The organism is Phenylobacterium sp. Root1290, from assembly GCF_001425305.1.
GTDB lineage: Bacteria > Pseudomonadota > Alphaproteobacteria > Caulobacterales > Caulobacteraceae > Phenylobacterium.
The window spans coordinates 905,497-920,058 of sequence record NZ_LMEE01000001.1; the positions used below are offsets into that span (position 1 = coordinate 905,497).

At 67.8% G+C, this 14,562-nt stretch carries 13 protein-coding genes and 1 tRNA gene; 3 read left to right on the plus strand and 11 right to left on the minus strand.

Features of this window, described 5'->3' with window-relative positions; genetic code table 11:
- Positions 1–73 precede the first annotated feature (73 nt).
- The 4 genes from ASC79_RS04400 to glmU are packed head-to-tail and all read right to left on the minus strand — an operon-like array spanning position 74 to position 4,733.
- On the minus strand, positions 74–1,276 hold the full coding sequence (locus ASC79_RS04400) for an O-antigen ligase (protein ID WP_056020227.1): 1,203 nt from the start codon (positions 1,274–1,276) through the stop codon (positions 74–76).
- Positions 1,273–2,649 carry a glutathione-disulfide reductase gene (gene gor / locus ASC79_RS04405; RefSeq protein WP_056020230.1) on the minus strand — a complete coding sequence of 459 codons (1,377 nt, stop codon included), beginning with the start codon at positions 2,647–2,649 and terminating at the stop codon, positions 1,273–1,275. The genes ASC79_RS04400 and gor overlap by 4 nt, the downstream gene beginning before the upstream one ends.
- Positions 2,650–2,659: 10 nt before the next feature.
- Positions 2,660–3,346 (minus strand): ribose-5-phosphate isomerase RpiA, encoded by a 687-nt coding sequence (gene rpiA / locus ASC79_RS04410; protein WP_056020233.1) that lies wholly within the window; start codon positions 3,344–3,346, stop codon positions 2,660–2,662.
- Positions 3,347–3,383: 37 nt separating this feature from the next.
- The gene (gene glmU / locus ASC79_RS04415) at positions 3,384–4,733 is read right to left on the minus strand and encodes a bifunctional UDP-N-acetylglucosamine diphosphorylase/glucosamine-1-phosphate N-acetyltransferase GlmU (RefSeq protein ID WP_056020236.1); all 1,350 of its coding nucleotides are present in this window, start codon (positions 4,731–4,733) and stop codon (positions 3,384–3,386) included.
- An 83-nt stretch (positions 4,734–4,816) separates the two neighbouring features.
- On the opposite strand from glmU, the gene gph reads away from it, so the two are divergent.
- Both gph and ASC79_RS04425 read left to right on the plus strand, forming a co-directional pair.
- Complete coding sequence (gph, locus tag ASC79_RS04420) at positions 4,817–5,530, plus strand: phosphoglycolate phosphatase (protein WP_056020239.1); 714 nt, start codon at positions 4,817–4,819, stop codon at positions 5,528–5,530.
- A gap of 18 nt (positions 5,531–5,548) precedes the next feature.
- Positions 5,549–5,623, plus strand: a tRNA-Val gene (locus ASC79_RS04425).
- Positions 5,624–5,758: 135 nt separating this feature from the next.
- Here the strand turns inward: ASC79_RS04425 and ASC79_RS04430 are convergent.
- The 4 genes from ASC79_RS04430 to ASC79_RS04445 all read right to left on the minus strand — a co-directional run bounded on the left by ASC79_RS04430 (position 5,759) and on the right by ASC79_RS04445 (position 10,280).
- Positions 5,759–6,190 carry a nuclear transport factor 2 family protein gene (locus tag ASC79_RS04430; RefSeq protein WP_056020242.1) on the minus strand — a complete coding sequence of 144 codons (432 nt, stop codon included), beginning with the start codon at positions 6,188–6,190 and terminating at the stop codon, positions 5,759–5,761.
- A gap of 10 nt (positions 6,191–6,200) precedes the next feature.
- Complete coding sequence (locus tag ASC79_RS04435) at positions 6,201–6,818, minus strand: peptidylprolyl isomerase (RefSeq protein ID WP_056020245.1); 618 nt, start codon at positions 6,816–6,818, stop codon at positions 6,201–6,203.
- 65 nt (positions 6,819–6,883) lie between these two features.
- Positions 6,884–9,100, minus strand: coding sequence for a TonB-dependent receptor (locus ASC79_RS04440; RefSeq protein WP_056020247.1), 2,217 nt, complete (start codon positions 9,098–9,100; stop codon positions 6,884–6,886).
- Positions 9,101–9,278: 178 nt separating this feature from the next.
- The gene (locus tag ASC79_RS04445) at positions 9,279–10,280 is read right to left on the minus strand and encodes an AraC family transcriptional regulator (protein WP_056020251.1); all 1,002 of its coding nucleotides are present in this window, start codon (positions 10,278–10,280) and stop codon (positions 9,279–9,281) included.
- A gap of 139 nt (positions 10,281–10,419) precedes the next feature.
- Between ASC79_RS04445 and ASC79_RS04450 the strand changes: the two genes are divergently transcribed.
- Positions 10,420–10,902 (plus strand): HtaA domain-containing protein, encoded by a 483-nt coding sequence (locus ASC79_RS04450; RefSeq protein WP_056020255.1) that lies wholly within the window; start codon positions 10,420–10,422, stop codon positions 10,900–10,902.
- Here ASC79_RS04450 and coaD read toward each other — a convergent pair.
- The 3 genes from coaD to ASC79_RS04465 form a co-directional block, all read right to left on the minus strand.
- Complete coding sequence (gene coaD, locus ASC79_RS04455) at positions 10,899–11,438, minus strand: pantetheine-phosphate adenylyltransferase (RefSeq protein WP_056020258.1); 540 nt, start codon at positions 11,436–11,438, stop codon at positions 10,899–10,901. The two genes, ASC79_RS04450 and coaD, sit on opposite strands and share 4 nt — an antisense overlap.
- Before the next feature lie 31 nt (positions 11,439–11,469).
- Positions 11,470–12,936 (minus strand): alpha-L-fucosidase, encoded by a 1,467-nt coding sequence (locus ASC79_RS04460; protein ID WP_056020261.1) that lies wholly within the window; start codon positions 12,934–12,936, stop codon positions 11,470–11,472.
- 96 nt (positions 12,937–13,032) lie between these two features.
- Complete coding sequence (locus ASC79_RS04465) at positions 13,033–14,517, minus strand: NAD(P)/FAD-dependent oxidoreductase (RefSeq protein WP_156378328.1); 1,485 nt, start codon at positions 14,515–14,517, stop codon at positions 13,033–13,035.
- Positions 14,518–14,562 lie beyond the last annotated feature (45 nt).

A 14,562-nucleotide genomic window follows, 5' to 3' on the forward strand; every position in this document is an offset into this window, starting at 1 on the left:
ACGAACGGGCCGAGGGCTTCTAAACCCAGAATGATTGCTCAGTCGATGACGTAGGAAGGCGTTGGCCGCCTCGCTAGGCGTTTTCCGTCCGGCCCTGGCTCTGGCGCTGCACCGCAAGGCACCCGGCCGCGGCCAAGCCGCCGACGGCCAGCCACCACTCCTGCCACACCCCGAACGAGACCGCCGAAAATGTCAGGTACGCCACCGCCGTGCCCACGGCGACGGCGCGCCCCAGGTCGCGGCGCTGGCCGCCCTGCGCCGCGATGACGACGAACCAGAACACCGACGCGGCTGTCGCGCCGATCAAGCCCAGCTCCAGCCAGACCTGCAGCGGGCCGTTATGCGGATGCAAGGTGATGCCTGGTCCGAACATGCGACTGGCGTCGACGCCCCAGCCGCGGAACGGATGATCGCCGATCCAGTCTGCGGCATGGCGCCAGTAGCTCATGCGCATTGACCACGAGAGCGGCACCTGCGCCTCCAGCGCCTGGAACCAGCCCAGCTGGCGCGTGATCCAGACGATACCGGGCGTGGCGAAGAAGAATAGTCCGGCCCCCGCGCCGATCGCTCGCGGCGCGCCGCGCGGCCAGCGCCAGACCGCCCAGGCGGCCAGGGTGCTCAGCACCAGCGCGATCACCGGCGCATCGGCGTCGAGGCCAAAGCTTGCTCCCGTGATCCCCGCCGCCATGAGCACGCCGGGCCAGATCCCGCCGCCCGTCCGCCAGCCCGCCAGCGCCGCGGCCGGGGTCAGGACGGCCAGGACGAAGCCGCCCTGGGCGACGTTCTTGATCGCCAGGTCCGGGCGAATGGGGTCGTCGATCGCCACGCGCAGCGCCTGGTAGACGCCGGCCCCGGTCAGGGCCTCGATCGCCAGCAGAGCGCCCAGCAGCGCCATGCCCCACGAAAGCACCCGCAAGGCCAGAGTCCGGCCTCCGTCGGTCGCCGCGCCTGCGGCTCGGAACAGAGCCCAGTAGAGCACCGCTTGCAGAACCAGTTTCATGGCTGTGGCCTGTTCGGCCTTGGTTGGATGGAACGGGCTCCACACCATCGAGGCCAGCGCCCAGGCGACCAGCACGAGGATGGCCAGGGCCGCGGGACGGTCCTTGTCGTTGATCCGCAGCGCGCCCAGGCTGAGCAGACCGCCCAGGCCCGCTACCGGCGCGAACGCCAGCGGGCCCACCCAGGCGGCGATGGGCGCGAGCGTAAAGACGAAGGCCAGCACCCAGCCGAACCAGGCGGTCGCCTGGAATGGAGCGTGCGCCTCCGCCGTCGTCACGCCGCCGTACCCTGAGGCACGTACTTGTCGCGCATGGTGACCAGTTCCTCGGCGAGGGTCGGGTGCACGGCGCAAGTCGAATCCCACTGCGGCTTGGTCACGCCCATCTTCAGGGCGATGGCCGCCATCTGGATGATCTCCGGCGAATCCGGTCCTACGACGTGGCAGCCGAGGATTTTCTCTGTGCCGGCCTGGACCACCAGCTTGATCATGCAACGCTCGTCGCCCCCGTAGAAGGTCGTCTTCATCGGCCGGAAGCGCGAGATGTAGATGTCGACCTTGCCGTGAAGATGGCGGGCGTCGGCCTCCGACAGACCGACCGAGCCGACCGGCGGCTGCGAGAAGACCGCCGAGGCGACCATATCGTGATCGAAGGTGGTCGGATTGTTGTAGAACTCGGTCTGGGCGAAGGCCGCGCCTTCGCGGATGGCCACCGGGGTCAGGTTGATCCGATCGGTGACGTCGCCGACCGCCCAGATGTTGTCGACATTGGTCTTCGAGAACTTGTCCACCGCGATCGCGCCGGCGTCGTTCAGCGCAACGCCCGCGTTCTCCAGGCCCAGTCCCTCGACATAGGGCTTACGGCCGGTCGCGAACATGACGAGGTCCGTCTCGATGTCCCCGCAGCCGTCCATGTGGCTGACATAGCCGGTGGCGGTCTTCTCGATGCTCTGATGCTGGCAGCCCAGCATGACCTTCACGCCGCGCTTCTTCATCTCTTCGGTGACGTGCGAACGGATGTCGTCGTCAAAGCCGCGCAGGATGTTGGGGCCGCGATAGACCAGGGTGGTGTCGACGCCCAGACCGGCGAAGATGCCGGCGAACTCGACGGCGATGTAGCCGCCCCCCGCGATCATGATGCGCTTGGGCAACTCGGGCAGATGAAAGGCTTCTTCCGAGGTGATGATGTGTTCGGCGCCGGCGAACTCGGTCGGTTTCCAGGGGCGTCCGCCCGTGGCGACCAGGATCTTGTCGGCGGTGACCTCGCCCTTGCCGACCAGTTCGATGGTGTGGGCGTCCTTGAGCCGCGCCTTGGCGTGGACGATCTCGGCGCCGGCGTTGCTGAGATTGGTGACGTAGATGCCTGACAGCCGGGCGATCTCGCGGTCCTTGGCCTCCAGGAAGCGCTTCCAGTCGAATTGCGCCTCCCCGACGTCCCAGCCGTAGCCGCCTGCGACCTGGATCTGGTTGGAGAACTCCGAGGCGTAGACCATGAACTTCTTCGGCACGCAGCCGCGGATCACGCAGGTGCCGCCGACGCGGTGTTCCTCGGCCATGGCCACCTTGGCCCCCGAAAGCGCCGCCAGACGGCCGGCGCGCACGCCGCCCGAGCCGGCCCCGATCACGAAGAGGTCGTAGTCGTACTTCGCCACAGATGACTCCTTACGGCTCTAGGGTGACGACGCCGTCCGGCGTGCCCACCAGGGCCATGTCCGCGAGGTCCAGGAAGAGGCCGTGATCGACCACGCCGGTGACGCTCTTCAGCGCGTCGGCGAGCTGAGCGGGGTCCTCGATACGCCCGCAAGCTGCGTCATAGATGAGGTTGCCGCCATCGGTTTTCACCGGGGCGCCGTCCTTGACGCGCAGACGCGGCGCCACGCCGAGGTCACACTCGGCCAGCGCGTCGCAGATCCGCAGCATCGTCGTCTCATGCCCGAAGGCCACGACCTCGATCGGCAAGGGGAACTTGCCAAGCTGGGCGACCCGCTTTTCTGCGTCGGCGATCACCACGCAACGCTTCGAAGCCTCCCAGACCAGCTTTTCGCGCAGCAGCGCCGCGCCGCCGCCCTTGATCAGCGACAGGGCCGGCCCGATCTCGTCTGCGCCGTCCACGGTCAGGTCGATCGATCTCACCTGTCCCAACTCGCCCAGGCGAATGCCCAGGCTCTCCGCCAACTGCGCGGTCGCGAGGGAGGTCGGCACCCCGACGATGTCCAGTCCGCGCGCGCCCAGCGCCTTCACGAACCAGGCGGCGGTCGAGCCGGTGCCCAGGCCCACGGTCATGCCGTTTTCAACGAGGGCGGCGGCGGCTTCGCCGGCGGCGCGCTTCTGATCGTCTGCAGTGCTCATGGCGGTGACATAGGCGAAGCGAGCGCTCGCCGCGACGTTATTTCTTCGCCTTCTTAGCCATCTTTGCGGCCCTGAACCTGGCCGCCCAGCCCGGCTTCTCAACCTGGGCGCTGCGCTCCAGCGCCAGGGCGTCCGGCGCGACGTCGCGCGTGATTACCGAGCCAGACCCGGTATAGGCGCCAGCGCCGATGGTGACGGGCGCGACCAGGGCCGAATTGGAACCGACGAACGCCCCCTCGCCCACATGGGTCTCGTACTTGTCGAAGCCGTCGTAGTTGCAGAAGATCGTGCCGGCCCCGAGGTTCGCCTTGGCCCCGACCGTGCCGTCTCCGAGGTAGCTCAGATGGTTGGCCTTGGCGCCCGCGCCGACCTTGACCTTCTTCACCTCGACGAAATTGCCTATGTGGGCCTCCTCCCCGATCTCCGCGCCGGGCCGCAGCCGAGCGTAGGGACCGATCAGGGCTCCGGACTTCACCTTTGCGCCTTCCAGATGGCTGAAGGCGCGGATGACCGCGCCGGTCGCGATGCTGACGCCGGGCGCGAACACCACGAACTGTTCGATCACCGCGGCCGCCGCGATCTGAGTGTCCCAGCTGAAGTGGACGGTGTCGGGCGCCAGCATCTGCACGCCCTCGGCCAGGAAGTGCGCGCGGCGACGCTGCTGGAAGATGGCCTCGGCCTGCGAGAGCTGCATGGCGGTGTCGGTCCCCATGACCGAACTTTCCGGCGCGAAGGCGGCGCGGACCGTCGCGCCGTCGCCGTTGGCCAGGCTGACGACGCCGGTCAGGTAGTACTCCCCCTTGGCGTTGTCGTTGGTCAGCCGATCGAGCCAGCCGAACAGCTGCGCCCGGTCGGCAGCCAGCATGCCGGCATAGCAGGCGCGGACGGCCTTCTCCTGCTCGTTAGCCTCCTTGGCCTCCACAATGCGCAGCACATGGCCGTCGGCCCCGCGGATCAGGCGACCGTAGAGCAGCGGATCTGCCGGCTCGAAGCCCAGCAGAGCCAGCGGCGCGCCCTCCTCCCGCAGCTTGAACAGCGGGTCGAGATCCTCCGGCTCCAGCAACGGGCAGTCGCCGTTCACGACCAGAACATCGCCGTCGAAGTCCGCCAGCGCCGCCTTGGCCGCCAGAACCGCATGCCCGGTGCCCAGCGGCGGGTCCTGGACGGCCACGGCCGCTTCGCCCAACCGCGAGACCACCAGATCGCGCACCGCGGCGCTGTGGGTCCCCACCACGACCACGATCCGCTCGCAGCCGGTCGCCTGGACGGCGTCGATCACCCGGTCCAGCAGGGTCCGCCCGCCGACCTTGTGCAGCACCTTCGGCGTCGGCGACTTCATGCGCGTGCCCTGGCCGGCGGCCATAATCACGGCGGCGCGTCTGGTCATGGATCGGTCCTTACGAGTCGGGCGGATGTTGCAATCATGCGGCGTTTAGCCGAAACGGCGAGCGGTTTCGACGGAGCGTTTCCTTGGCTGACCTCAGCGCGCTGAACGGCGCCACCATCGTCTTCGATCTCGACGGGACCCTCGTGGATTCCGCGCCCGACCTGATCGGCACGCTCAACGTCATCCTGAAACAGGAAGGGATCGCGCCCCTGCCGCTCGACGAGGCGCGGCCGTTCATCGGCCATGGCGCACGTCGGCTGATCGAGCGCGGCTTCGCGGCCCAGGGCCATCCCGCCCCGGCCGAGCGGATGCCTGAGCTCTTCGAGCGCTTCATCGCCCACTACAACCAACACAGCGCCGACCTCACCCGCCCCTATCCGGGCGTGGTGGAGTGCCTGACGGCGATGAAGGCGGCCGGCGCCAGGCTGGCGGTGTGCACCAACAAGCTGACAGGGCTGTCGGTCCCGATCCTCGAAAAGCTCGATCTCGCTCGTTTCTTCGACGCCGTGATCGGCGCTGATTCCGCGCCCGCCCCGAAGCCGGACGCCCGGCACCTGACCCACACCGTCGAGGCCGCTGGCGGGCGTATCGAACGCGCGGTGATGGTCGGCGACGCCTCGACGGACGCCGGCGCAGCCCGCGCCGCCAAGGTCCCGCTGATCCTTGTCAGCTTTGGCTACACCGAGATTCCGGCGGCCGACCTCGCCCCCGACATCCTGCTCGATCACTACGATCAGATGGCAAATGCGTGCATAAGACTTCTGACCGCTTGCCCGGCGCAGAGTGAGCAGCTATAGGCGCACCCTTCCTGCGGCGGATGCGTAGCTCAGCGGGAGAGCACCTCGTTCACACCGAGGGGGTCACAGGTTCAATCCCTGTCGCATCCACCATTTTCTTCCCGCATTTTCAGCCGCGCCCAGAGACCGCAGTCATGCGGCAGCTTGCTGGGGGACGCGCACGCGTTTGCGCAGGGCGGCGCGGGACGCCGCCCTGTTTGATCGGGGATTTGTGGACCTAGGGGCCGGTCAGCCGGAGTGATCGGAGACGATGCGCCAGCCGTCGGCGGTCTTGTGGAACACCAGGCTGAACAGGCCCGTGGCCTTCTCGCCATTCGGCAGGTCGAGATTGAACCTGCCGATCACGGCGGCGTAGTCGGCCCCCAGCGGATCGAAGTCGACGACCTCGGTGGAGAGCCGGGGCATGGCCTTGGGATCGGCGAAACGGGGCGCGTACATGGCCCGGATCGCGTCATAGCCCTGGATGATCTTTCCACCGCTAACATAGTTGATTTGCGGGGCTTTTTCGTAGCTGGCCATGAAAGTGTCCAGCTCGCCGCGGCTCCAGCCGGCGCTGGCGTCGGCCAGCACCTTGGCGACGTCGTCGCGGTCGTCGGCGAGGGCCGGACCAGCCATCAGGCCTATCGTCAGGGCGATGGCGGAAACTGCGCTGAACTTCACAATCGGGCTCCTATTTGCGCCGTATCGTCAGGATTTCGACGGGACGTTCCAGAATCTGTCCTTTTACGAACACGACCGGAGGCGGCGCGTCGGACGGTTGGGACTGGATCTTGCGGACCACATCCATGCCCTTGGTCACCCGGCCGAAGGCGGCGTAGCCCTGGCCGTCGGGATTGCGGGCGCCGCCGAAGTCGAGGCTGGTGTTGTCGCCGACCGTGATGAAGAACTCGGAGGTCGCGGTGCCGGGACCATCGCGCGCCATCGAGATGACGCCGTCGGTATGGGAGAGGCCGGTCTGGGCGGTGGTCTCGTGGGCGATCGGCGGCAGCATCTGGCCGCGGTGAGCATCGCTGTCGACGCCGCCCTGAATCACCTGGATCGGGGCCTTGGGATTGGGGTCGGTTTCGGCCCGGACGACGCGATAGAAGGTCGCCCCCTCAAAGCGGCCCTCGTCCACGTAGCGCAGGAAATTGGCGACGGTGACGGGCGCCTTGTCCGGATAGAGCTCCAGCTCCACCACGCCAAGATCGGTGGTCATCACCAGCGGCGTCGGCGCCTGGGCCAGCGCCAGGCCGGCCGAGGCCAGGGTGAGGGCCGCGCCCAGCACGGCGCGTCGAACGAGCTTCATGGCCAAGGCGGCCCCTCCCCTTTTTCAGTCGAGGCGCCGGCGGGTCGCCCCGCCGGCACATAGGCTTAGAACGCCACCCGGATGTTGGCCCCGATGGTGCGCGGCACGATGCGGATGCGCGCCTCCGGGTCGAACGGGCTGGCCGGCAGCGCGCGGATCACGCCGCGGCTGTCGAGCGCGTTGTTCGCATAGATCGAGAACTCGACGCCCTCGTGGGTCAGGCCGGCGCGCAGGTTGACCACATTGTAGGCGTCCATCTTGCGATAGGTGGTCTGCTGCGGGCTGAACTGCGTGAAGCGCTCGCCCATGTACTGGTAGCCAGCGTAGACGAAGGCGTCGAGGTCGTCGCTGACCGCGAAGACGTACTCGGCCGAAGCGTTGAAGGTGAACTCGGGCACGAACGGCGCCTTGTCGCCCTTCTTGGCCTTCAGGTTGACCACGTCGGTCGACAGCTTGGAGTCGATGTAGGCGCCGCCGGCGGTGAGGCTCAGGCCGTCGATCGGGTTGGCGGTCAGCTCCAGTTCGACGCCGTCGCTGGTGGCGCCGCCGACGTTCTCGCGGAAGCCGAAGCCGCAATCCAGCGCGCGCTGGGTCTGCATGTCGTCCCAGACCAGGTGGAAGTAGGCGCCGTTGAACCGCACGCGGCCGTCGGCGAGGGAGCCCTTGCCGCCCACTTCGTAGTTCCAGACCTTGTCGGCCGCGAAGGTGCTCGGGTCCGTCCCGGTGCGGGTGAAGTCGGCCAGCTCAGCGGCGCAGACGTCCTGCGGCACCGGGGTGTTGATGCCGCCGTAGCGGAAGCCGCGCGCGGCCTGGGCGTAGACCATGAAGTCGTCGTTCACGTCATAGGAGACGTTGAGCTTCGGGTTGTAGCCGTCTTCCTTGGAGGTGCGGCGCGGCGGGTCGCTGGGGATCGCGCCGTTGAAGAAGCCCGAGGCGTAGAGCTTGTACTTCTGCTCCCAGTTGAAGTAGCGCAGGCCGCCGGTGACGCTCCACTTGCCGATCTCGTAGCTCAGCTCGCCGAACAGGGCGTAGGTCTTCACCTCGAGGTCGTCATAGCCCCAATAGGGGTTGTCGGTCGGCGCGCCGAAGTCGTTGGAGTTGATGCCCAGCGCGGCGTCGAAGCCAGGCACCGGCACGGTGTTCAGGTAGTAGATGTCCTTCTTGTCGGCGAAGGCGCCGACCACCCAGCTGAACGGACCGTCGCCCTGCGAGGCCAGGCGGATTTCCTGAGCGAAGTAGGTGGACTCGGTGGTGTCGACCAGCGGGCTGGGCTTCACGCCCGGGAAGGCGGCCAGCAGGCCGTCCAGCGAGCGCTTGTTGACCGTGGTGCGGTCGAAATACGAGCTCGACGAAACCAGGTTGGCGAAGCCGAGGTCGTAGTTGAGGGTCAGGTTGTAGATGTCGAGCTTGTCGTCGTAGCCGTCGTTCGAGGTGTAGTCGCGGCCCAGGCCGGGCACGCGCTCCAGATCCTCGGGGCGGCCGCCGTCCTTGTAGTGGTGCTTGAAGTAGGACAGGTCGGCGGTGAAGTCGTCGGTGACCTGGAAGCGGGCCTCGACGCGGCCGCCGCGGGCCAGACCGTCATTGAGGTCCTGCTCGCCCGTCGTGACGTTGTCGATGTAGCCCGGGGTCTTGGTGTAGTAGCCCGAGGCCCGGATCGCGATGCGATCATTGACGATCGGCACGTTCAGCAGGCCCTTCAGCGAGAAGCCGTCGCCGCCTTCGTTGACGCGCGAGACGCCGTACTCGACCTTGCCGTTGAACTCGTTGAACTGCGGACGATGGGTGATCATCCGCACGGTGCCGGTCATCGAGCCGGCGCCGTAGAGGGTGCCCTGCGGGCCGCGCAGCACTTCGACGCGCTCAAGGTCGAAGAGGGCGAGCTCGGGGTTCAGGGCGCCCATCGAGATCGGGATTTCGTCGATATAGATGCCGACGGTTTCCTGGTTCTGGGTGTCGTTGTCGTTGCCGCCGCCGTTGGTCACGCCGCGGATCGACAGACGCGTGCGGCCCGGACCGTTCTGATAGGCGGTCAGGCTGGGCACCGAGCCCAGCAGGGCGGTGTAGCTTTCGGCGCCCATGTTCTGCATGGCCTGCTCGCCGACGATGTTGATGCTCATCGGCACGTCGAGCACGCTTTCGGTGCGCTTGCGGGCGGTGACGACCAGTTCGTCGACGACCGCGGCGTCGCGCGCGGACTGCGCATAGGACGGCGCGGCGGTCAGCGCCGTCGCCGAAATCAGAACCGACGCGGCCAACAGGCGCGACTTGGTGCTCATAGCCATAGGAATCCCCTCCCGAATGTCAGGCGCGCGCACGACGCTCCAGACGGCGGGCGCGCAATTCGAGGCCGGAACATAGGCGTGTGACGCTTCTGCGAATGATGCGCCAAGCAGCCATTCTGATGCGCGATGCAATCAGTCGCCGCAGCAGAGCAACCTGCGGTGCAGCCAGGGCGCGCCGCTACCTTCGGCGGAAGTCCTTGGGCGCGGCGTTGAACCGGCGGCGGAACGCGGCGGTGAAATTGGTCGGGTGTTCATAGCCGACCGATTCGGCGATCTCGGCGATGGTCATGCCGCCTTCGCGCAACAGGTCCTTGGCCAGGTCCATGCGGCGCGCCTGGCAGAAATCGAACACCGTGGTCCCGAAGGTTTCCTTGAACCCGCCCTGCAGCTTGGTGCGGTTCAGGCCCACCCGGCGGGCGAGCGCCTCGATGGTCGGCGGGTCGGCGAACTCGGTCATCAGGATCTCGCGCGCCTGATAGAGGCTGTCGCGCTCGCTGCGGCGGACCGGCGAGGCCGCGCGCGGTCCCTGCTCGCCGCTTTCGACCGAGTCGACCAGCAGGCAGAGCATCTCCATGACCTTGGCTTCGAGATAGCGCTGGCGGAGATTGCCCTTGAACGAGGCCCCGACGATGTCGCCGACCGCGCTGTGCATGGCCGGCGTCAGCCGCATGCCCAAGTGATTGAACCCCTGCCCCGTGCGGTCGAGATCGCGCAGCAGCTTGGGCAGTTCGTCCGGCTCCAGCCCCATGATCCGCGCCAGGTTGCCGGCGTGGAAGTGCAAGGTCAGCGAGGCCAGCCGCTCGCGGCCATGGATGTGCAGATCGTAGTCGCGCCCGGCCGGCAGGGTCAGGACCGAGGCGTAGCCCTTCTCGATCCGCACCGCATTGGGGCCGTCGTCGTGCAGGCCGATCCCGCCCGCCAGCACGAAGCGCAGGGAGACGAGGTCCTCGGGCGCGCGGATCGGCAAGGTGTAGTGGTCGTCGTAGCTGCTGTCGGCGACGCAGACGAGCAGGTAGTCGTAGAGCCGCACGACATCCCAGTGGCCGGCGCCATGTTCGACCGGCAGCCGGGCCGAGGCCGGCGGGCCAAGCCGGGGCGAGCGCGGCCCCTCGGCCACGCGCCCGTTGAACCCGTCATAGATGTCACGAACCTCGGCGCGCGACGACAGAAGGTCGACCATACCAACTCCGCGCCGACCCACTGCCCGGCGGCCGGCAAACTGTCGCACCGCAATGGAATTGTCACGACGCAGACAAGCAACCGCTGCGGGTTTGGCGAGAGATGTTACTTTCCGGGCGCGGTATGGGAGGGAGTCGACGATGAGCGACCAGAATAAGCCGACGACCGGGCTCCAGTGGGGCGTGAAGCAGAGCTTCCGCAACTATGTCGGGATGACCGGCGGGACCACCGAGGTGGGCGCGGGCGCTGAACGCACGGAAGACGGCGAGTTCGTCTTCGCCGCGACGGGCGGAAACCTGGCCCTGGACGCTGACGGCAAGCTGCAGGGCCGGGGCGCATTCACCGGCGAGGTGAAGTTCCAGGCCCACGGCGGGATGCTGTCGGTGTTCCTGGCCGACCCGGCGATCGAGGTGGACGACAAAGGCGCGGCCCTGACCGTCGCCGACACCCCTTCGCGCAATCTTCGCGTCGAGATCGCCCGGCTGGATCTGGCGGCGATGACCACCGAGCCGTCAGGCGAGATCGTCATTCCCGTGGGCCTGTCAATCGACGGCAGCCGCCTGCTCGGCGACCACTATGCGCCGCGGACGGAGCTGGACCCGGTGCGGCTGCGGCTGGGCTAGGCTCCGCGCTGAGCCCGCTCGCCGAACTTGGCCCGCAGGGCCCGTTCGACGCTTGGGGTGACCAGCCAGTCGACGTCCTCGCCGAGGCTGGCCAGTTCGCGCGCGGTGCTGGAGCTGACGTGCAGGAAGGTCTCGCGGCAGATGATGTGGATCATCGGCATGTTCGGCTCCAGGCGGCCGAGGATGCCGTGATAGCGGAACTCGTCGTCGAAGTCTGACGACTGGCGCAGGCCGCGGACGATGTGGGTGGCGCCGATGCGGTGGGCGTACTTGATGACGCTCTCGCCCTCGAAGGCGCCGACCTCGACCTGAGGCGGCAGCTCGCGCGGGCCGCCCAATTCGAGGTCCATCACCGACTGACGGATAAGGTCCAGGCGTTCCTCGGTGTTGAACAGGCCGCTCTTCAGCGGATTGACCCCGACCGCCACGTGCACGACGTCGAAGGTCAGCAGCGCTTTCTGGATGATGTCGAGGTGACCAAGGGTGATCGGGTCGAAGGAGCCGGCATAGATGGCCCTGGTGCGCGTGGGCTTCATGCGCCCATTGGTCCTGCGCACGCCTTTCCCGTCAAGGCTTCGCCGTACCCAGGCCGGGTTTCTGGAGTGCGCCGCCCTCGACCGCCACGGCCGGCGCGAACGCCCCGGTCCGGGGGCGGGCGAAGATCATGCGCGTCGCCTCGCCTTCCGGCCGCAGCTCGACCGGGCAGCCGTCCGACAGGCGCACGCCCAGGCCGCTGAGCGCCACGCCGTTCACGACCAGCTCGGCGCCGCCGACCGAGACCAGGGGGATGATGTTCAGCCGCCCGCCGCTGGTGGTGAAACGGACGGGCGCGCCGTCGGCGGTCTGCGCCTCGGCGATGCGCCAGGGCCTGGTCGCGTAGACCGCCTCGCCATTCTCGCGCAGCCAGGCGCCGATGGCCTTCAGCCGATCGAGCTGGGGCGTTGGGATCTGGGCGTCGTCACCGCGCGGGCCGATGTTGAGCAGCAGATTGCCGCCCTTGGAGACGCTGTCGATCAGTTCGAGCAGCAGGTGCTCGGCGCTCTCGTAGTCGGCCTCGGTGTCGTTGCGGTTGAAGCCGAACGAGTGGCTCATGCCGCGGGTCGCCTCCCACTTGCGGTCCTGGATGTCGGCGAAGCGGACATACTCGGGGGTGCGAAAGTCGCTATGCGGCACCGGCGGCGGAACGACCCCGTCCGCCCCTGCCCCAGCCTTGGCGGCGCGGGCCTCGATCATCCGGTCGAGGACCAGGCGCGGCAGCTTGTGGCGCAGCAGGCGCGAGGTGAAGGTCGGGGTCTTCCAGCGGTCATTGACCACCCCGTCGGGTACGGCCGCGTAGTAGTCGTCGAACAGCGCATCGAGATCGTCCTGGGAGGTGGGCCAGGAGATGTCGTTCCACAGCACGCTGGGCTGATAGCGCTCGACGAGTTCGCGCGTCTGGGCCGCGGCGTAGGCGAGATAGGGGCCGCCCGGAACCGAGCCGACGAAGTCCATCAGCGTGCGCAGCGGCTCGGGATTGAAGCTCCAGTCGATGCCGCCGGAATAGTAGACGCCAAAGCGCAGGCCCGCCCGTCGCACGGCCGCGGCCAGTTCGCCGACCACGTCCCGCTCGGTGCGCCAGCCGTGGACATGGGGGTTGGCGACGTCGGAGGGCCAGAGGCAGAAGCCGTCGTGATGCTTGGTGACCAGCACCACGTAGCGGGCGCCCGAGCCGGCGATGGCCTCGGCCCAGGCGTCGGGATCCCAGTGCGCGAGGCCGGCGAGGAACGGCTCGCGGAAGCTGCGATAGGGCGCGCCGCCATAGGTCTCGCGGTGGAACGCCGCCGAGGGCGTGTCAGGCGACTTGATCGCGTTCTCGTACCACTCGGTATAGGGCGAGAGCGCCACGGCCCGGCGGTAGTCGGTCTTGAAGATGTCGGAGATCTTGCCGACCTTGGGCGCGAAGGCCGGGATCGAGAACAGTCCCCAATGGATGAAGACGCCGAGCTTGGCGTCGTCATACCAGGCCGGTAACGCACGCCCCGCAAACGCCGCCATGGCCGCCTCCCCGCGCCCCGGCCGGCGTCAGCCGCCGGCAGAGCTATCAGAACGGCGGGGCGGCGGCTTGGCAAGCCGCCGCATATCGACGTTCGATCAGGCGGCGAGGTCCTGGCTGCGGCGCGCAGGCGGCCTGGAGAACTGCATGACGCCGTCGTCGACGGCGCCGAAGCGCAGGCTGACCAGGTCCAGGGCGTAGTTCTGGTGCAGCTTCCAGGGCTTCTTCGTCCCCTGCTTGGGGAACTGGTCGATGGAGCGCTGGACATAGCCGGAGGAGAAGTCGAGCCAGGGCGCCTCGCCCACGGTCGGGTCGGGCTTGGGCGTGCAGATCGGCTGGCCGGTGCGGTCCATGTGGTTGAGCAGGCGGCAGACGTATTCGCACGTCAGGTCGCATTTCAGCGTCCAGGATGCGTTGGTGTAGCCGAAGGCCGAGGCCAGGTTCGGCACACCGCTGTACATCATGCCCTTGTAGCTCATCGTGTTGGCCATGTTGACGGGCTGGCCGTCGACGCTGACCTGCAGGCCGCTGAGCAGCTGGAGCTTCAGGCCCGTGGCGGTGACGACCACGTCGGCGTCGAGCTCCTGGCCCGACTTCAGCTTCAGGCCGGTGCTGGTGAAGCTGTCGATCTGGTCGGTGACCACCGAGGCCGAGCCGTCCTTGATCGCGTCGAACAGGTCGGCGTCCGGCACCAGGCACAGGCGCTGGTCCCAGGGGTTGTAGCGCGGGGTGAAGTGGGTCGCGACGTCGTAGTCCGGGCCCAGGTGCTGGCGCACCATGTCGATGATCTGCGCCTTGGTCTTCTCCGGCTTCTTGCGGGCCAGGTTGAAGAACAGCATGCCGAACAAGACGTTGCGCCAGCGGGTTATGCCATAGGCCAGCTTGGCCGGCAGCTTGGCCCGCAGCCAGTTGGCGGCGGCGTCCTCGGCCGGGCGCGAGACCACGTAGGTCGGCGAGCGCTGCAGCATGGTGACGTGGGCCGCGGTCTTGGCCATTTCGGGGACCAGGGTGACGGCGGTGGCGCCGCTGCCGATCACCACGACCTTCTTGCCCGAATAGTCGAGGTCTTCGGGCCACTTCTGGGGATGGACGATCTGGCCCTGGAACTGGTCGGTCCCGGCGAACGGCGGGGTGTAGCCCTCGGCGTAGTCGTAGTAGCCGGTGCACATGAAAAGGAAGTTGCAGGTCAGGCGGACCGCGTCCTTGTTCGGGCCGACCAGCGCCTCCACCGTCCAGCGGGCGTCGGCGGAGGACCAGGAGGCGCTCTTCACCTGATGGCCGTAGCGGATGTGGCGGTCGATGCCGTTCTCGGCGGCGGTGTCGCGCACGTACTTCAGGATCGAGGGGCCATCGGCGATGGCCTTGGCCTCGCGCCACGGCTTGAAGGCGTAGCCGAGAGTGTACATGTCGCTGTCGGAGCGGATGCCCGGGTAGCGGAACAGGTCCCAGGTGCCGCCGCTGGCCTGGCGTCCCTCGAGGATGGCGTAGGTCTTCCCCGGGCTGTTGGACTGGAGATGATACCCCGCGCCGATCCCGGAGAGCCCGGCCCCGACGATCAGCACGTCGAAATGTTCGCTGCCCACCAATGTCACCTTCTCAAACAAGTGTTCGGCATCATGCGCTCTCGG